This is a genomic window from Streptomyces sp. NPDC053755, from assembly GCF_040677675.1.
Classification (GTDB): Bacteria; Actinomycetota; Actinomycetes; order Streptomycetales; family Streptomycetaceae; genus Streptomyces.
This window is the reverse complement of record NZ_JBFASK010000004.1, coordinates 240806-257562: the sequence shown is the minus strand read 5'-3', so window position 1 is coordinate 257562 and position 16757 is coordinate 240806. Positions and strand designations below refer to the sequence as shown.

Genomic DNA, 16757 nt, shown 5'->3' with positions numbered 1-16757 from the left:
TGGACCATGTCGACGGACGGAGGCATTCCCGTGCAACGCCCGCCCGCCACAGCCCGGTTCACCCCAGCTCCGCGCACCCGGGCGTCGCGCATCCCGGCCCCGTTCGCCAGGGCGCCGCGCATCCCGGCCCCGTCCGCCAGGGGTCTGCGCGCCGCTGCCGTACTGGCCGCCGCACTCACTCTCGCCGCCTGCCAGGCCGGCCCTCCGGCGGACACCACCGGCCCCACCGCCCCCACCGGCGTGACCGCCGCCTCCGGCAGCGCCCGCACCGTCCACGTCATGTGGAGCGCGGCCACCGACGACCGAGGCGTCACCGGCTACGAGGTCTACCAGCAAGGCCGCAAGGTCAGGGACCTGCCCGCCACCACCCTCATGACCGACGTCCTCGGTCTCACCCCCGCCACCGTCTACACCTTCACCGTCCGCGCCCGCGACGCCGCCGGGAACCGCTCGCCGCACAGCGCCGTCGTCCCGGCCACCACCCTCGCGGCGACGGCCGAGGACCGCACGCCCCCGACCACCCCCCGGGACCTGCGCGCCACCCCCGACGGAGCCCGCGCGGCCACCCTGACCTGGAAACCGTCCCGGGACGACACCCGCGTCACGGCGTACGACGTCTATCAGGCCGACTCCCGCGTCCACACCGTCCCTGGCACCGCCACCACCGCCCGGATCACCGGCCTGCGCCCCGGCACGATCTACTCCTTCACCGTCCGCGCCCGCGACGCCGCCGAGAACTCCTCACCGGACGGCGCCCCCGCCGACCTGACCACCGCCCCGGCCGCGGGCGCCGCGGCGAGCACGGCCCCCACCGGCCTCAGGGCGACGGCCGCCAAGGGTTCGATCACCCTCACCTGGACCCCGCCCGCGACCGGCGCCCCGGTCACGTCCCACGAGCTCCACCTGAACGGGAAGTTCGCCACCACCATCGTCTGGGGCGCCGCACCGCCCCCCGGCCGCGCCACCTACACCTTCACCGTCCCCGACCCCCCGGGCACCCGCTTCAGCGTCAAACTCCGCGCCAAGCTCCCCGACGGCACCTGGGGTGACTTCTCCGCCCAGCGGACCGTTGTCGTCCCATGACGGCGCCGTCCCGCGCGTCGGCGTCCGGCCCCCGCCGGAACTACCCTGGGAAAGGTGGCTGGCACCGTGCTCACCAACACCGGGCTCGACGCGTTCCTCGACGGAACCCCGGAGTCCCGTAGCCCCGCGTACGCCCGCGCCGCCGACGCCGTGCTGGGTCTGCTGTCGCTGAGAGGGGCGGACCGGCGGACCGGGCTGCCCGAGCCGACCGTGGGGCTCGTACGGCACCTGCTCGTGGAGGACGTGCCGGCGTTCGTGTACGCGCTGCCCGAGGAGCTCACGGCCTACCCCGCCGTGCTCGCCGCCCTCACCGAGCGCGTCCGGCGCGCGGGCCGGCTCAACGGCAAGCGCCAGGCGCGGATCCTGGCGGCGATCGACGAGACGGTGCCCGACTTCGAACGGGCGATGAACGACCCGGGCAACCTCACCTGGCAGCGCTGGTACGCCTCCCTGCTGCGGGCCGACGGCACGGACCCCGCCGACGCCGGGGCCGTACACGCCTGGCTCGCCGCCCACCAGGGCGTGACGCCCCCGGACGGGCTGCACCGCGCCGACCTGATGAACCGGAGCGTCCTCGCCGACATGGTGCTCGCCGACGTGCTCACCGGAGCGTACGTGCGCGACGCGGAGACACCGTCGCCCGCCGGGCCGCTGCTGCCGGACGCGGACGTGTCCCACGGCGTGAGCCGGGTCGCGGGGCTCCTGGTCGACCGCTGGACCGCCGAAGGGCTCGCCGAAGCCCTCGCGGGCCCGTACGCCCATCTGGCCCCCGGCCCCGACGCCTTCCCGCACCTCGCCCTCGCCGACACCCTCGTGGACGAACACCTCGACTACTACGGCGACTCCTGGACCCCGCTGCCGCCCCCGCCCGTGGAGGCCCACGACCCCCAGCGGTCCGTGGAGGCCGCGGCGGACCGGCTGGCCGCGGCCGTCGACGAGATGAAGGGCGAGGACGGCGGCCTGTTCGACGGCGAGGCGGCGCACCTGCTCTACGCCCTCTACCAGCGCGGCTCCTGCGCCGAGTCCGTCGCCCGCAGGGCCGCCGAGTTCGAGGACTGGCCGGTCGACCCGCGCCAGGAGGACGCCCCGGTCCTGGTGCCCGCGGAGGCCCCCGAGACCTACGAGGTCCCCTCGGCGGAGGAGCTGTCCCGGCTGTGCGGCACCGCCGTCTCGGTCACCGAGGCCGACCGCGGCCGCCTCGAAGCCCCGGCTCGGGCCATGGCGGGGACCGTCGACCGGCTCGCGGAGACCGGCATGGTCTTCCGCACCGGCGACGCCTTCGGCCTCACCCCGGAGGGCATCGAGGTGGTCCGCTACCTCCTGCGGGTCGGCCGCGTCGCCGCCCCCGGCGCCGCCGAGGTCGCGGCCTGGGACGCCCCCGCCGTCGTCGCCGCCGCCGAGGGCTGGTCCGCCTCCGCCGCCGCGCGCGTGCTGGCCGACTGGCTCCACGCGCGCGGGGACGGTGCCGAGGCCTGGTCCGAGCTGCTTGCGGCCTTCGGCACCGTCAACGCCGGGACCTGGGAGGCGGCCGACACCCGCGCCCTCTTCGGCTTCCTGGACACCGGGGCCATGCCCGCCGAGGCCCTGCGCGAGGCGCTCGCGGACCCGGCGATGGGCGCCTACGCGTACGAGGTGCTGCACGCCCGGGGCGAGCCCGCCGACGAGGCGCGCGTTCCCCGCTCCGCCCAGGCCGTCCTGCTCCTGGACCGGCTGCGCGGAGCGGAGGCGCGCACGCTCCTCGACGCCGCCGCCGCGGACTGGCCGGGCGGTGCCCCCGCCCTCGTACGGGAGATGGCGGCGGCCGATCCGCACCGGGCCGACCGGGTCCTGCCCGCGCTCGGGATCGACGTCCCGGCACCGAGGAAGGGCCGGGCGCGCCGCCGCGGCCGCCGCCGTCCCCGCTGAGCGGGCGGGCGCCGGCAGGCGGGCCCGGAGCGGCGGGCGTCAGGAGGCGGGTGTCAGGTACATCCCCGAGGCGCCCGTACCCGCCGTGTTGCGGCAGCTGAAGTCGCCGGTCGGTCTGGCGTGGACCAGTGCGAGGCAGCGGCCGAGCGCGGCCTGGCCGTAGGCGTTGGGGTGCATGTTCTCCTGAATCGGCCCCTGGGTCTGGTTCTGGTCGATCCAGCGGGCCCACTCACTGGTGGCGGCCGACGCCGGCGCGGTGGCGCTGACCTGCTTGCTGGCCTTGGCGCACACCTCGCGGCCCTGGAGGACGTCGCGCAGATCCATGAACTGCGCGCCCTTGGCGGCGGCCACGGCCTTGAGGCGGTCCGCGAGCTGGGGGACGAGCGAGTCCCGCGCCCAGTCGGAGTCCCGGTTCCAGAACGGGCAGCCGCCCGTGTTCGTACGGCTCCAGCCGCTCTCCGCGTAGCGGTTGTCCGCGGCGCGCGGGATGGGGGAGGGGTACGACTGAAGGATGATCCGGTAGTCGGTCGAGGCGTAGCCGGCGGCCGTCATCACCGCGCGGATCTCGTCCACCGACGTGGCGACGTTCGCCATCACCCCGCCGATCCTGGCGTCGACGACCTCCTGCTGGTCGTCGTGGCAGTACGAGTACCAGACGATGTAGTCCGTCGCGCACTTGGTGACGATGTCGGCGAAGCCCAGGTCGTTTCCGCCGATGGACAGCACGATCGTGTCGACGTCGTGCGAGGCGGCGATGGCGGCGAGCTGGTCGGCCTGGGGAGCCTCGCCCTTGTACGGCAGGCCGCCGTTCGCGGCCCGGAAGACGTTCCGGGTGGTGGCGCCGGAGCAGGCGATGTTGATCAGTGCCGAGGCGATGCCGGCGGCGGCGCGGACCTCGGCCGAGTCCGAGCGGTGGCAGCCGTTGGCCGCCGTGGAGCCGTAGACCCGGCTCGGGTCGTACGTACTTCCGGTCCACGCGCGGTCGGTGCCGCTGCGGCTGCCGCTGGTGGTGAGGCTGTTGCCCTGCCATCGTCCCGCCTCGCCGGAGATGTAGCTGTCGCCCATGGAGACGACGGCGGTGGGCCCGGAGCCGGGACCGGCCGCGGCGGGGGAGGCGCCGGTGACGGAGAGGGCGGCGACGGCCAGCGAGAGGGAGAGGAGACCTCGGACAACGCGATGGGGGGTGCTGGGCATGGCGGTGTGCTCCTGCGTCGGTGCAGAGGAGTGGGGACAGCCGCCGGCCGGTGGCATGCGGAATTTCGCACGCCGTGGCTTGTTACCGCTAGGTAGCGTCGCGTCTCGGTTGCGTCACGTGGCCTGTGAAACGCACGGGAGCGAAATGGGGGACCAGGGAGCGGGGACGGGAAAGGCTCCGCCCCCGGTGCTGTGCGTACACCGGGGACGGAGCCTGTCCGAGGGGGCTGTTCGGCCGCTGTGCGGTCAGCCGGCCAGCCGATCACGGGTCAGCCGCGGCCGTTCAGCCGGCCAGCTGCTCGTACGCCGGCAGGGTCAGGAAGTCGGCGTAGTCGGCGTCGAGGGAGACGTGCAGCAGCAGGTCGTGGGCCTGCTGCCACTTGCCGGCCGCGAAGGCCTCCTCGCCGATCTCCTCGCGGATCGCGGCCAGTTCCCGCGCCGCCACCTCGCGGGCCAGCTCGGGAGTGGCCGTCAGGGTCTTCCCGTCGTGCTCGAAGACGACACCCGCGTTGATCCACTGCCAGATCTGCGAGCGCGAGATCTCGGCGGTCGCCGCGTCCTCCATGAGGTTGAAGATGGCGACGGCGCCGAGGCCGCGCAGCCACGCCTCGATGTAGCGGATGCCGACCTGGACGGCGTTGCGCAGGCCGTCGTAGGTGGGCCTGGCGTCCAGCGAGTCGATGGCGATCAGGTCGCCGGGGGCCACGGAGACGTCCTCGCGGAGGCGGTCCTTCTGGTTCGGCTTGTCGCCGAGGACCGCGTCGAAGGAGGCCATGGCGATCGGGACCAGGTCCGGATGGGCGACCCAGGAGCCGTCGAAGCCGTCGCCGGCCTCCCGGTCCTTGTCCGCCTTGACCTTCTCGAAGGCGACCTTGTTGACCTCGGCGTCGCGCCGCGAGGGGATGAAGGCCGCCATGCCGCCGATCGCGTGCGCGCCGCGCTTGTGGCAGGTGCGGACGAGGAGTTCGGTGTAGGCGCGCATGAACGGGGCCGTCATCGTGACCGCGTTGCGGTCCGGCAGGACGAACTTGCTGCCGCCGTCACGGAAGTTCTTCACGATGGAGAAGAGATAGTCCCAGCGGCCGGCGTTCAGGCCCGCGGCGTGGTCCCGGAGCTCGTAGAGGATCTCCTCCATCTCGTACGCGGCCGTGATCGTCTCGATCAGGACGGTGGCGCGCACGGTGCCCTGCGGGATGCCCACGTAGTCCTGGGCGAAGACGAAGATGTCGTTCCAGAGGCGGGCCTCCAGGTGCGACTCCGTCTTCGGCAGGTAGAAGTACGGGCCCTTGCCGAGGTCGATCAGCCGTTGGGCGTTGTGGAAGAAGTACAGGCCGAAGTCGACCAGCGCGCCCGGGACCGGGCGGCCCTCGACGGTCAGGTGACGCTCCTCCAAGTGCCAGCCGCGCGGCCGCATGACCACCGTGGCCAGCTCGCCGGCGGGCTTGAGGGCGTACGACTTGCCCGACCTCGGGTCCGTGAAGTCGATGTTCCGGGTGTACGCGTCGATCAGGTTGACCTGACCGAGGACGACGTTCTCCCAGGTCGGGGCCGAGGCGTCCTCGAAGTCGGCGAGCCACACCTTCGCGCCGGAGTTCAGCGCGTTGATCGTCATCTTGCGGTCGGTCGGGCCGGTGATCTCGACACGGCGGTCGTTCAGGGCCGCCGGGGCAGGCGCGACCCTCCAGGACTCGTCGGCGCGGACGGCCGCGGTCTCCGGGAGGAAGTCGAGCGTGGAGGTGCGGGCGATCTCGGCGCGGCGCTCCGCCCGGCGGGAGAGGAGCTCGTCCCGGCGCGGGGTGAACCGCCGGTGCAGCTCCGCCACGAAGGCGAGGGCCGCGTCGGTGAGCACCTCCTCCTGCCTCGGCAGGGGCGCGGCTTCGACGACGGCCAGAGTGGACGGCGCTGGTGCGGACATGAACTGTCACTTCCTTCAGCGGGCTTCACGAGCGGTGCCTTGCGGCCGCCGGGCGTCACGGTCGGCACGGAGTGCCGCAGGCGCCGAGATACGGCCACGAGCGCCGTCAGAGGTATCAGGCGCTTCTGAACAGTGGATATTAGTTTCCTCATAGTGGAAGTTCAAGGTGTGTCGATGTCGAGATTCTCCGGATCGACACAACGTGGCGCTCAGTGCCATCCCCTTCACTCCAGGTGGGCCAGGTCCGCCTCCGTGTCGATGTCGTAGGGCTCGGCCACATCCGAACAGTCCACCAGCGTGATCGCATCCCGGTGCACCCGCAGATAGTGGCGCGCCCCCTGGTCGCCGGTCGCGCCCGCCGCGATCTCCGCCCACCGGTCCGCGCCGAAGAGCACCGGATGGCCGCGCTTCCCCGCGTACGAGGCCGCGACGAGGGCGTCCCGGGAGCGGTAGGCCGCCCGCACCCGCGCCACCGCCTCGGCCCCGATCCCCGGCTGGTCCACCAGCGAGACCAGCGCCCCGTCCACGGGCAGTGCCTGCGCCGCGAGCGACGCGAGCCCCGCCCGCAACGACGACCCCATGCCCTCGGCCCACTCCGGGTTGTCGACCAGCACACACCCGGGGAGCCGGGCCCGCTCCCGTACGGCGTCGGCCGAGGCGCCCAGCACCACGTGGACCACCTCGCAGCCGCCCTCGCGCAGCACCCGCACCGCGTGTTCGACCAGCGGGCGGCCGCGGTGGGACAGCAGCGCCTTGGGCCGGCCGCCGAGCCGCCGCCCGCCGCCCGCGGCGAGCAGCAGCCCGGCCACCACCGGGGGCGAGGGGGCGGAGGGCGAAGGGGGATACGTCGCATGTGTCATGGTGACTGCATACCTCATGCCCCCGAGGGACACGGAAGCCTGAATTACGTCCACGGAGTGGCGCGCCGGGCGCGCGATGGCGTTAACTTGCCCGCGACCCACGGCGCCTGACCCTCGTTCGACGGCCGGTCCGGAGCCTGGAGATCGGCGCACAGAGTCGTGCGAGGGGGAGAACTTGTTGCGTAGCGTGGGGCAGAGGCGTGTGACGACAGGCAGCGACGAGGACCCGAGGGTGGCGGAGCTGCGTGCCGCCGTCTCGCGGCTTCGTCGTGAACTGGCGGGCCACCGGGTCGAGTTCGCCGACCGGGGCATCGCCGAGGACGAACTGGCCGCCCTGGACGCCATGGCGGCGGGAGGCGTCCCCGAGGTGCGCCGCCTGCGCCGTTCCCTGCTGCTCATCGCCGGCTCGATCGGCTCCGTCAGCGCCCTCGCGAACGGCCTCGCCGGAGTGCGCAAGGCCGTGGAGATGTTCGGCGAGCCGCCGCGGGACGTACGCTGACGCGTCGGGACGGGCCGGGCGTCGCCGCGGGGTCCGGCCCGAGCTGACGTGTCCGCCCCGGTGAGCGGCGGGCCCGCGCGGAGCCGCCGCTTGCGGGCCGGCGGTGGCTGTCCCATAGTCCGAGGTATGGACGCGCGCGAGAGGGCGCTCCGGCAGGCGTACGACCACGCCGTGAGCTGGCTGGCCGGCCTGGCCGACCGCCCGGTCCCCGCCCGCGCCTCGGTCGACGAGATCGTGCGCGCGCTCGGGCCCGCGCTGCCCGACGGCCCCAGCCGGCCCGCCGACGTGGTCGACCTCCTGGCCACGGCCTGTGAACCGGGACTCACCGCGTTTCCCGGCGGCCGCTTCTACGGCTTCGTGGTCGGCGGCGGTGAACCGGCCGCGCTGGCCGCGGACTGGCTGGTCAGCGCGTGGGACCAGAACTGCGTGATGCGCGCCGTCACCCCGGCGTACGCGGCGGCGGAGGAGATCGCCGGCGCCTGGCTGCTCGATCTGCTCCAGCTCCCCGGCGGCAGCTCCGTCGGCTTCACCACGGGCGCCACGATGGCGAACTTCACCTGCCTCGCCGCCGGGCGCGACGAACTCCTGCGGCGCGTCGGCCGGGACGTCGACCGGGAAGGTCTCGTGGGCGGGCCGGGCGTACGCGTCGTCGCCGGCCGGGACCGCCACATGGCCATCGACCTGGCGCTGCGCTACCTGGGGCTCGGCCGGCCCGAACTGGTGGAGGCGGACGATCAGGGGCGCATCCGGCCCGAGGCGCTGCGGCGCACCCTCGCGGCCGGGCCACGGCGCCCCACCCTGGTGATCCTCCAGGCCGGGGACATCCACTCCGGCGCATTCGACCCCTTCCCGGAGGCGATCCACGCCGCCCGCGAGGCGGACGCGTGGGTCCACGTCGACGGCGCCTTCGGCCTCTGGGCTGCGGCCTCCCCGCGGTACGCCGGGCTGACGGCGGGCTGCGAGAACGCCGACTCCTGGGCGACCGACGCGCACAAGACCCTGAACGTCCCCTACGACTGCGGCCTCGCGATCGTGCGCGACCCCACCGCGCTCCGGGCGGCGATGGGCCTGCACGGCGCCTACCTCATCCACGACGCGCTCGGCGACCCCATCGACAAGGTGCCGGAGCTGTCCCGGCGCGGCCGGGCCTTCCCCGTGTGGGCGGCCCTGCGGTCCTTCGGCCGGTCGGGCGTCGCCGACCTCGTCGAGCGGTTGTGCCGCCACGCGTCGGCGTTCGCCACCGGGATCGCCGAGATCGACGGCGCCACCGTCCTCAACGACGTGGTCTTCACCCAGGTCTGCGCGGACTTCGGCGGCGACGCGCGCACGGACCGCGTCCTCGCCCGCCTGCTCGCCGACGGCACGACCTGGATCAGCGGCTCCACCTGGCACGGCCGACGGGTGATGCGCATCTCGGTCAGCAACTGGTCCACGACCGACGACGACGTCACCCGCGCCCTCGACGCGATCCACCGCGCCTGCGCGGCGTGAGTTCGTGGGGCGTCGGGAGGGCTCCGGTCCGTGAGCTTCCGGGCCGCCGGGTGGTGCCGGGCCGGCGCGATCCGCCGCGCCTGCGTGGCGTCAGCCAGCGGGGGCGTCTGGAGAAACGCGGTCCCGAGCTTCCGGGCCGGCGCGATCCGCCGCGCCTGCGCGGCGTGAGTTCGTGGGGGCGGATGGAGGGCTGCCGTCTCCGGGCCGCCCGGAGGTACCGGGGCCGCCCGCAAGGGGGCCGGCGGCCCCGTGGGGTCCGGCGAGCCCCCAGGACGCACCGCCGGCCGGCGGGCCGCAGTCGCCCCCCGGCCCCGGGCGCGGTGTATGGGCCCCGGCACCCCGCCGGGGCCGCGCCGCACACCCCGCCACCGCCGCCGGCGAGGCGCGTCACCGCCGCCGGGCCGCGGCCCGGCGGCCCTCAGCGCCTGATCAGCCGTCGTGCCGTCGCCGTCGCCACCGCCGCCGTGCGGGAGTCCACGCCCAGTTTGGCGAAGACGTGCACCAGATGGGACTTCACCGTCGCCTGGCTCAGGAACAGCCGCTTGCTGATCTGCTGGTTCGACAGGCCCTCGCCCACCAGTTGCAGCACCTCCAGCTCCCGTCTCGTCAGCGCCTCCGACGGCGTCCGCATCCGATCCATCAGGCGGTGCGCGACCGCGGGCGCGAGGGCCGACTGGCCCGCCGCGGCCGTGCGGACCGCCGCCGCCAGTTCCTCCGGTGGAGCGTCCTTCAGCAGATAGCCGCAGGCTCCCGCCTCGACCGCGGCCAGGATGTCGGCGTCCGTGTCGTACGTGGTCAGCACCAGGACCCGCGGCCCGCCCGCCACCGCCGTGATCGCCGCCGTCGCCTCCGACCCGTGCATCCCCGCGCCGAACTGGAGATCCATCAGCACCACGTCCACGCCCCCCGCCGCGGCCAGCTCCACCGCCCGCTCGGCCGTGGCCGCCTCGCCGACCACGGCGAAGTCCGGCTCGGTGTCCAGGACCGCGCGCAGCCCCGCCCGTACGACCGGATGATCGTCGGCGAGCAGAAGACGGACCGTCATGCAGGCACCCCCACGGGAAGCGGGAGGGAGACGGCGACGGCCGTGCCCTGGCCGGGCGCGGACTCGACCGTGAACGTGCCGCCGAGCGAACGGGCCCGCGCCCGCATCGCCGGCAGTCCGAACCCGCCCTCCCCGGACGGCGACGGCGCCGCCGGATCGAAGCCCCGGCCGTCGTCGACCACGTCCAGCGTCACCGAGGCGCCCATGAACGACAGGGTGATCTCCGCGCGCTCCGCCCCCGCGTGCCGGACCGTGTTGGCCAAGGCGGACTGGGCGATCCGCAGCAGCGCCACCTCGTACGGCGTCGGCAGCTCCACCGCCGCCCCGCTCACCGTGAACCGGGCCCGCACCCCGACCCCCGGCCCCGGCTCGCACAAGCGCTCCAGTGCCGCCGCGAGCGAACCGTGCTCCAGGTCCGGCGGCGACAGCGCCCGCACGAACCGCCGGACCTCCGCCAGGTTGTCCTGCGCCGCCTGCCGGGCCCGCTCGATGTGCCCCGCCGCGGGCGAACGCTCGGGCAGCCCCCTCTCGGCAGCCCGCAGCAGCAGCTGGATCGAGGAGAGCCCCTGCGCGAGGGTGTCGTGGATCTCCCGCGCGAGCCGCTCGCGCTCCGCGAGCGTCCCGGCGTGGCGCTCGGCCGCCGCCAGCTCCGCCCGCGTCGCGACCAGCTCCTCCACCATCCGCCGCCGCCGTTCGCTCTCCCGGTACAGAGCCTGGTAGCCGAACACCGTCGCCACCGCGACCGCCGCGCCGAGCAGCGGCCCGATGAAGACGCCCGGGGTGGGCGGGGCGCCCTGGCGTACGTACGACAGGATCGCCGCGCCCGCCGTCAGCGCGACCGACGGCAGCGACCAGCGTGCGGGCAGCAGATGCAGCTGGAGGAAGTAGAGCGGGAACGCCACCCACAGGCCCTCCGGCGTCAGCCACAGCAGCGCCAGCCAGGAGGCGCCGAGCACCCCGAGCCACACCGCGGCCGCCCGCTGCGAACGGCGCACCGACGGCAGCAGGGAACCGGCGGCGTAGACCGCCGCCGTGAGCGCCGAGGCGGCCACACCCGCCGCGGAGGCCGACCGGATGGCCGCCAGCGCGAGCAGGCCCGCCGTCAGGAGGTGGAGACAGAGGCGCAGCGCGCGCAGGGCGGGGGTGAGGGCACGTGGATCCATGACCCGTCCAGCGTAGGCCGGTGCCGGCGATCCGGACTCAACCGAAAGTTTGACGGCGGAGCCATCCGTGGCGCGATGCCCGCCCCCGCGGCGGCCGAGCAGGCTTGGTCCCATGTTCGTGGCATGGAAAGACCTGCGTTTCGCCAAAGGGCGATTCACCCTGATGGGCACCGTGATCGTGCTGATCACCCTGCTCGTCGGACTGCTCTCCGGGCTGACCGCCGGACTCGCCCGCGAGAACATCTCGGCGATCACCGGTCTGCCCGCGGACCGGCTGGCCTTCGCCGCGCCGCCCTCCGGCCGGCCGGTCTCCTTCACCGGCTCCACGGTGACGGAGGGCCAGTGGCGCGCCTGGTCCGAGCGCCCCGGCGTGACGAGCGCCCGGCCGCTCGGCATCCGCACCGTCAACGCAGCCGCCGGGGACCGTACGGCCGCCGTCTCGGCGTTCGGTACGGAACCGGCGGCGGGCCTCGCCCCGGAGAGTGGACGGCTGGGGCCCGGCAGGACCGTCCTCTCCCGCTCCGCCGCGGCCGACCTGGGGGTCGCGGCCGGGGACACCGTACGGATCGGGCCGCTGGAGGCACGCGTCGAGGCGGTCGCCGGGGACGCCTCGTACAGCCACACCCCCGTCGTCTGGGCCTCGCTCGACGACTGGCAGAAGCTGGGCCACACCGGCACCACCGCCGGGAAGGAGGCCACCGTCATCGCGCTCACGACGACCGAGGGGGCGGACCCGGCCGCCGGGGATGAGGCGGCCGGCACCTCCTCGCGGACGATCACCGAGGCGCTCACCGCCATAGGGTCCTACCAGGCGGAGAACGGCTCGCTACAGCTGATGCGCGGCTTCCTCTTCGTCATCTCCGCGCTCGTCATAGGAGCCTTCTTCACCGTCTGGACGATCCAGCGCAGCGGGGACGTCGCCGTCCTCAAGGCGCTGGGCGCCTCCACCCCCTATCTGCTGAGGGACGCGCTCGGCCAGGCGGTGCTGATGCTCACCGCCGGGACCCTCGTCGGCACCGGCCTCGCGGTCGCCGTCGGCGCGCTGGTGAGCGGCGGGGACGTGCCCTTCGTCCTGGAACCGCCGACGGTGCTCGGCCCCGCCGCCGTGATGATCGTCCTCGGTGTCCTCGGCGCGGCCCTGTCCATCCGGCGGATCACCGCCGTCGACCCCCTGACCGCCCTCGGGAGCGCGCGATGACCCTGCTGCTCGACGATGTGACCCTGACCTACCCGGACGGCGACGGCCGGCTCACCGCACTCGACTCGGTCCGGCTCGAGGTGCCCGCCGGGTGCCTCGCCGCCGTCGTCGGCCCCTCCGGCTCCGGCAAGTCGAGCCTCCTCGCGGTGGCGGCGACGCTGGTGACGCCGGACCGGGGGCGGGTGATCGTGGCCGGTACGGACACCGGGACGCTGGACCGGGCGGGCAAGGCCGCCCTGCGGCGCGAGCGGATCGGGATCGTCTTCCAGCAGCCGAACCTGCTGCCGTCGCTGTCGGCGGTGGAGCAGCTCCAGGTGATGGCCCACCTCTCGGGCGTCAGGCCGAAGGCGGTACGGGCCAGGGCCATGGGCCTTCTCGACGCGGTCGGCCTCGCGGACCTGGCGGCCCGCCGCCCGCACCAGCTCTCCGGCGGCCAGCGGCAGCGCGTCAACATCGCCCGCGCCCTGATGAACGAGCCGTCCGTGCTCCTGGTCGACGAACCCACCAGCGCCCTCGACCACGAGCGGGGGGCGGCGGTGGTGGAGCTGCTCGCGTCGCTGACGCGGGAGCGGAGGACGGCGACGGTCCTGGTGACCCACGACAGGGCGCACGTGGCCGGCGTGGAGATGACCGTCCAGGTGCACGACGGCCGCGTGACGGAGCGGACGGCGGGCGTCTGACGGCTTCCGGGTCCGGGGAGGCGGGGCGGGGCCCTACCCCTGCGCCCCGCCGTTGCCCGCCGTGTTGGCGAGGGCCGTGGAGAGTTCCCTGGCGACCTCCTGGAGGATCGGCACGATCTTCTCCGTCGCCGCCTCCGTCACCCGGCCCGCCGGCCCCGAGATCGAGATGGCGGCCGCCGTGGGGGAGTCGGGGACCGACACGGCGAGGCAGCGGACCCCTATCTCCTGCTCGTTGTCGTCGACCGCGTACCCCGCGTCGCGGACCAGCGCGAGCGCGTCGAGGAATCCCTCGGGCGTGGTGATCGTCTTCTCGGTCGCGGCCGGCATGCCCGTACGGGCCAGCAGCGCGCGGACCTCGTCCGCCGGGGTGTAGGCCAGCAGCGCCTTGCCCACGCCCGTGGAGTGCGGCAGCACCCGCCGGCCCACCTCGGTGAACATGCGCATCGAGTGCTTGGAGGGGACCTGCGCGACGTAGACGATCTCGTCGCCGTCGAGCAGCGCCATGTTCGCCGTCTCACCCGTCTCCTCGACGAGCCGCGCCAGGTAGGGGCGCGCCCAGGTGCCGAGGAGCCGTGCGGCGGACTCGCCGAGCCGGATGAGCCGGGGCCCGAGCGCGTACCGGCGGTTGGGCTGCTGGCGTACGTACCCGCAGGCCACGAGGGTGCGCATCAGCCGGTGGATGGTGGGCAGCGGCAGTCCGCTGCTTGCCGACAGCTCGCTGAGCCCGACCTCGCCGCCGGCGTCGGCCATCCGCTCCAGGAGGTCGAAGGCTCGCTCAAGGGACTGGACGCCACCGCCGGCGGCGGCGGGCTTGGCGGCGTCGGTGGTGCTGGCGCTGGACGTCGGCACGTCAAGGTCCTTTCGAGGCAGGCGGGCAAGGCAGCAGCCTACCGGGCCGCCCCGTCGGACACACGGCCCCGGTGGCGGCGTACCAGCCGGTCAGGGGGGTGTTTGTCCGGTGTCGGCGGGCGCCGATCGGCGGCCGGGTCCGCCCTCCATGTGGGGAGCTACGTTCTACTGTACGAAATTTTCCTTCCACTTCATGGAAACGTCCAAGTGGACCACGCTCCGGGGGTTCCGTCGGGGGCATGCTGAAAGTGTGCCCTTGACGACATGTCGTCCTGAGTGAAGACTCCTTCAACAGTTCGTTGAATTTTCTGCTGGGTGGAAGAAGAAGGGGTACGGGTGGACGTCAACCTGGTACTGCGCTCGACAAGGGTCATCACCCCCGAGGGAACGCGCCCCGCGTCGATCGCCGTCTCCGGCGGGACCATCGCCGCGGTGCTGCCGTACGACGCGGAGGTTCCGGCCGGCGCCCGGCTGGAGGACGTCGGCGACGACGTCGTGCTCCCCGGCCTCGTCGACACCCACGTGCACGTGAACGACCCCGGCCGCACCGAGTGGGAGGGCTTCTGGACGGCCACCCGCGCCGCCGCCGCCGGCGGCATCACCACCCTGCTCGACATGCCGCTCAACTCGCTGCCGCCCACCACCACCGTCGAACACCTGCGGATCAAGCAGGAGGTCGCCCGCGCCAAGGCGCACATCGACGTCGGCTTCTGGGGCGGCGCGCTGCCCGACAACGTCAAGGACCTGCGGCCCCTCCACGACGCCGGAGTCTTCGGCTTCAAATGCTTCCTGTCACCGTCCGGCGTCGACGAGTTCCCCGAGCTCGACCAGGAACAACTGGCCTCCTCGCTCGCCGAGATCGCCGGCTTCGACGGCCTGATGATCGTGCACGCGGAGGACCCGCACCACCTGGCCGCGGCCCCGCAGCGCACCGGAGGGAAGTACGCCGACTTCCTGGCCTCCCGGCCGCGCGACGCCGAGAACACCGCCATCGAGAACCTCATCAACCAGGCCCGCCGCCTGAACGCCCGGGTCCACGTGCTCCACCTGTCGTCCTCGGACGCGCTGCCGATGATCGCCGCCGCCAAGGCCGAAGGCGTCAAGATCACGGTCGAGTCCTGCCCCCACTTCCTCACCCTCACCGCCGAGGAGGTGCCGGACGGCGCCACCGAGTTCAAGTGCTGCCCGCCCATCCGCGAGGCGTCCAACCAGGACGCCCTCTGGGACGGACTGGCCGACGGGACGATCGACTGCATCGTCTCCGACCACTCGCCCTCCACCGCGGACCTGAAGACCCCCGACTTCGCCTCCGCCTGGGGCGGCATCTCCTCCCTCCAGCTCGGCCTGCCGGCCGTCTGGACCGAGGCCCGGCGCCGCGGCCACGACCTCACCGACATCGTCCGCTGGATGTCCACCGGACCCGCCCGCCTCGCAGGCCTGGACCGCAAGGGCGCCATCGAGGCCGGGCGCGACGCCGACTTCGCGGTCCTCGACCCCGAGGCGACCTTCACCGTCGACCCCGCCGAACTCCAGCACCGCAACCGGGTCACCGCCTACGCGGGCAGGACCCTGCACGGTGTCGTCACCTCCACCTGGCTGCGGGGCGAGCGCATCGCCGACCGCGGCACCCTCGCCGAGCCCTCCGGCCGCCTCCTCGAAAGGAACAACTGACGTGTCCGCCATACCGAGCTTCACCGGTGACGCCAGCCCCTACGGCGGCGGTGACCCGTACGCGGACTACCGCACCGCGGACTTCCCCTTCACGCAGTACGCGGACCTCGCCGACCGCCGCCTCGGCGCCGGCGTCATCGCCGCCAACGACGAGTTCTTCGCCGAGCGCGAGAACATGCTCAAGCCGCAGGCCGCGGAGTTCGACCCCGAGCACTTCGGCCACAAGGGCAAGATCATGGACGGCTGGGAGACCCGCCGCCGCCGCGGCGTCTCCGCCGGGCAGCCCCACCCCACCGAGGACGACCACGACTGGGCGCTGGTCCGCCTCGGCGCCCCCGGCGTCATCCGCGGCATCGTCGTCGACACCGCGCACTTCCGCGGCAACTACCCGCAGGCCGTCTCGGTCGAGGCGACCTCCCTCCCCGGCTCGCCCTCCCCCGAGGACCTCCTCGCCGACGACGTGAAGTGGACGACCCTCGTCCCGCGCACCGCGATCGGCGGCCACGCCGCCAACGGCTTCCCCGTCGACATCGAACAGCGCTTCACCCACCTGCGCGTCAACCAGCACCCCGACGGCGGCATCGCACGCCTCCGCGTGTACGGCGAGGTGGCCCCGGACCCGGCGTGGCTCGGCGTCCTCGGCACCTTCGACCTCGCCGCGCTGGAGAACGGCGGACAGGTCGAGGACGCCTCGGACCGCTTCTACTCCCCGGCGACCAACACCATCCAGCCCGGCCGCTCGCACAAGATGGACGACGGCTGGGAGACGCGCCGCCGCCGCGACAAGGGCAACGACTGGATCCGCTACCAGCTGGTCGCCGAGTCCGAGATCCGCGCGCTCGAGATCGACACGGCGTACCTCAAGGGCAACAGCGCGGGCTGGGCCGCCCTCTCCGTCGCCGCCGAAGGCTCCGAGGACTGGACCGAGATCCTGCCCCGGACCCGCCTCCAGCCGGACACCAACCACCGCTTCGTGCTCGACACCCCGGCGGTCGGCTCCCGCGTCCGGATCGACATCTACCCCGACGGCGGCATCTCCCGCCTCCGCCTCTTCGGCTCCCTCACCGAAGCGGGCTCGGCGCGCCTGACGGCCCGCCACCAGGAACTGGGCGGGTAACGACACCCCGCCCGGCATGCGAGGGCGCACCGGCCCGACAGCACCGGTGCGCCCTCGCCATTCCCGCCTTCTTCCTTTGGGGGCTCG

The 16757-nt window shown here is 74.0% G+C and carries 14 protein-coding genes; 8 read left to right on the top strand and 6 right to left on the bottom strand.

The window, feature by feature from the left end:
- Nucleotides 1–6: 6 nt before the first annotated feature.
- Together AB0K65_RS07290 and AB0K65_RS07285 are read left to right on the top strand one after the other, a co-directional pair.
- Nucleotides 7–1083: a fibronectin type III domain-containing protein gene (locus AB0K65_RS07290; protein ID WP_365714748.1), complete on the top strand. Its 1077-nt coding sequence runs from the start codon at nucleotides 7–9 to the stop codon at nucleotides 1081–1083.
- A gap of 54 nt (nucleotides 1084–1137) precedes the next feature.
- Entirely contained in the window at nucleotides 1138–2988 is a 1851-nt protein-coding gene (locus tag AB0K65_RS07285; protein ID WP_365714747.1) for a hypothetical protein, read from the top strand.
- A gap of 39 nt (nucleotides 2989–3027) precedes the next feature.
- Here AB0K65_RS07285 and AB0K65_RS07280 read toward each other — a convergent pair whose 3' ends face one another.
- The 3 genes from AB0K65_RS07280 to AB0K65_RS07270 all read right to left on the bottom strand — a co-directional run bounded on the left by AB0K65_RS07280 (nucleotide 3028) and on the right by AB0K65_RS07270 (nucleotide 6957).
- Nucleotides 3028–4182, bottom strand: coding sequence for a GDSL-type esterase/lipase family protein (locus tag AB0K65_RS07280; RefSeq protein WP_365714746.1), 1155 nt, complete (start codon nucleotides 4180–4182; stop codon nucleotides 3028–3030).
- Nucleotides 4183–4465: 283 nt separating this feature from the next.
- Nucleotides 4466–6097 carry a malate synthase A gene (gene aceB, locus AB0K65_RS07275; RefSeq protein ID WP_365714745.1) on the bottom strand — a complete coding sequence of 544 codons (1632 nt, stop codon included), beginning with the start codon at nucleotides 6095–6097 and terminating at the stop codon, nucleotides 4466–4468.
- A gap of 224 nt (nucleotides 6098–6321) precedes the next feature.
- Nucleotides 6322–6957 (bottom strand): nucleotidyltransferase family protein, encoded by a 636-nt coding sequence (locus AB0K65_RS07270; RefSeq protein WP_365714744.1) that lies wholly within the window; start codon nucleotides 6955–6957, stop codon nucleotides 6322–6324.
- 175 nt (nucleotides 6958–7132) lie between these two features.
- Between AB0K65_RS07270 and AB0K65_RS07265 the strand changes: the two genes are divergently transcribed.
- Together AB0K65_RS07265 and AB0K65_RS07260 are read left to right on the top strand one after the other, a co-directional pair.
- Nucleotides 7133–7456: a DUF5955 family protein gene (locus AB0K65_RS07265; protein ID WP_365714743.1), complete on the top strand. Its 324-nt coding sequence runs from the start codon at nucleotides 7133–7135 to the stop codon at nucleotides 7454–7456.
- Nucleotides 7457–7582: 126 nt separating this feature from the next.
- Nucleotides 7583–8947: a pyridoxal-dependent decarboxylase gene (locus tag AB0K65_RS07260; protein ID WP_365714742.1), complete on the top strand. Its 1365-nt coding sequence runs from the start codon at nucleotides 7583–7585 to the stop codon at nucleotides 8945–8947.
- Between the two features lie 418 nt (nucleotides 8948–9365).
- Here AB0K65_RS07260 and AB0K65_RS07255 read toward each other — a convergent pair whose 3' ends face one another.
- Together AB0K65_RS07255 and AB0K65_RS07250 are read right to left on the bottom strand one after the other, a co-directional pair.
- Nucleotides 9366–9992 carry a response regulator transcription factor gene (locus AB0K65_RS07255; protein ID WP_365714741.1) on the bottom strand — a complete coding sequence of 209 codons (627 nt, stop codon included), beginning with the start codon at nucleotides 9990–9992 and terminating at the stop codon, nucleotides 9366–9368.
- On the bottom strand, nucleotides 9989–11155 hold the full coding sequence (locus AB0K65_RS07250) for a sensor histidine kinase (RefSeq protein WP_365714740.1): 1167 nt from the start codon (nucleotides 11153–11155) through the stop codon (nucleotides 9989–9991). The genes AB0K65_RS07255 and AB0K65_RS07250 overlap by 4 nt, the downstream gene beginning before the upstream one ends.
- 112 nt (nucleotides 11156–11267) lie before the next feature.
- Between AB0K65_RS07250 and AB0K65_RS07245 the strand changes: the two genes are divergently transcribed.
- Together AB0K65_RS07245 and AB0K65_RS07240 are read left to right on the top strand one after the other, a co-directional pair.
- Nucleotides 11268–12353 (top strand): ABC transporter permease, encoded by a 1086-nt coding sequence (locus AB0K65_RS07245; RefSeq protein WP_365714739.1) that lies wholly within the window; start codon nucleotides 11268–11270, stop codon nucleotides 12351–12353.
- Nucleotides 12350–13033, top strand: coding sequence for an ABC transporter ATP-binding protein (locus AB0K65_RS07240; protein ID WP_365714738.1), 684 nt, complete (start codon nucleotides 12350–12352; stop codon nucleotides 13031–13033). The genes AB0K65_RS07245 and AB0K65_RS07240 overlap by 4 nt, the downstream gene beginning before the upstream one ends.
- A 33-nt stretch (nucleotides 13034–13066) precedes the next feature.
- Here the strand turns inward: AB0K65_RS07240 and AB0K65_RS07235 are convergent, their stop codons facing one another.
- Complete coding sequence (locus AB0K65_RS07235; RefSeq protein WP_365714737.1) at nucleotides 13067–13882, bottom strand: IclR family transcriptional regulator; 816 nt, start codon at nucleotides 13880–13882, stop codon at nucleotides 13067–13069.
- 336 nt (nucleotides 13883–14218) lie between these two features.
- On the opposite strand from AB0K65_RS07235, the gene allB reads away from it, so the two are divergent.
- Nucleotides 14219–15553: an allantoinase AllB gene (allB, locus tag AB0K65_RS07230; RefSeq protein WP_365714736.1), complete on the top strand. Its 1335-nt coding sequence runs from the start codon at nucleotides 14219–14221 to the stop codon at nucleotides 15551–15553.
- 1 nt (nucleotide 15554) lies between these two features.
- On the top strand, nucleotides 15555–16670 hold the full coding sequence (gene alc / locus AB0K65_RS07225) for an allantoicase (RefSeq protein WP_365714735.1): 1116 nt from the start codon (nucleotides 15555–15557) through the stop codon (nucleotides 16668–16670).
- Nucleotides 16671–16757 lie beyond the last annotated feature (87 nt).

Bases quoted from the DNA above. Each gene is read 5' to 3' on its own strand.
- aceB (WP_365714745.1), bottom strand. From the start codon at position 6,097: ATGTCCGCACCAGCGCCGTCCACTCTGGCCGTCGTCGAAGCCGCGCCC.
- AB0K65_RS07280 (WP_365714746.1), bottom strand. From the start codon at position 4,182: ATGCCCAGCACCCCCCATCGCGTTGTCCGAGGTCTCCTCTCCCTCTCG.
- AB0K65_RS07250 (WP_365714740.1), bottom strand. From the start codon at position 11,155: ATGGATCCACGTGCCCTCACCCCCGCCCTGCGCGCGCTGCGCCTCTGT.
- AB0K65_RS07270 (WP_365714744.1), bottom strand. From the start codon at position 6,957: ATGACACATGCGACGTATCCCCCTTCGCCCTCCGCCCCCTCGCCCCCG.
- AB0K65_RS07240 (WP_365714738.1), top strand. From the start codon at position 12,350: ATGACCCTGCTGCTCGACGATGTGACCCTGACCTACCCGGACGGCGAC.
- AB0K65_RS07245 (WP_365714739.1), top strand. From the start codon at position 11,268: ATGTTCGTGGCATGGAAAGACCTGCGTTTCGCCAAAGGGCGATTCACC.
- AB0K65_RS07290 (WP_365714748.1), top strand. From the start codon at position 7: ATGTCGACGGACGGAGGCATTCCCGTGCAACGCCCGCCCGCCACAGCC.
- AB0K65_RS07260 (WP_365714742.1), top strand. From the start codon at position 7,583: ATGGACGCGCGCGAGAGGGCGCTCCGGCAGGCGTACGACCACGCCGTG.
- AB0K65_RS07255 (WP_365714741.1), bottom strand. From the start codon at position 9,992: ATGACGGTCCGTCTTCTGCTCGCCGACGATCATCCGGTCGTACGGGCG.